The 405-nt window shown below is 64.7% G+C and carries 1 protein-coding gene; it reads left to right on the forward strand.

The window, feature by feature from the left end; all coding sequences use genetic code 11:
• The first annotated feature begins 139 nt into the window (after nt 1-139).
• Nucleotides 140-379 carry a hypothetical protein gene (locus OXG98_18525; GenBank protein ID MCY3774007.1) on the forward strand — a complete coding sequence of 80 codons (240 nt, stop codon included), beginning with the start codon at nt 140-142 and terminating at the stop codon, nt 377-379.
• The last annotated feature ends 26 nt before the right edge of the window (nt 380-405 follow it).

Consider the following 405-nt stretch of genomic DNA (forward strand, 5'->3'; position numbering starts at 1 on the left):
CCGGCTGCAAGGTGTTGTCGAATGTCCGGCGGAGCGGCAGACGGGCGAGGCCGCGCTGCCGGACGGCGGCATGCTGAGAGTCTGACCGAGGCCCCGGAGCAAGGGCCGCCCGAACATGAGAGTCACCACGGAGACGGAAATGGAAAACCAACCCGAACCGCGAATCCGGATGCAGATCGAGACCCAACTGGAACAGGATCGCTCCGGTTCACTGAAATCTTCCATCGGCGCCGCTATCGCCGAGCAGGCCGCGGCCATCGAAGCGGAACTGAAGCAAGGCGCAAGACCCGAGGAATACCGCCGGCTCACTGCCCTGAAAAAAGGGCTGGACGCGGCCAGCCTGATACTTGAGCGCACCTGGTCCTACTATCACCCATGACCCGCCATCCTGTCCGGGGGCGGCGC

This window comes from Gemmatimonadota bacterium (genome assembly GCA_026706345.1).
Classification (GTDB): domain Bacteria; phylum JAAXHH01; class JAAXHH01; order JAAXHH01; family JAAXHH01; genus JAAXHH01.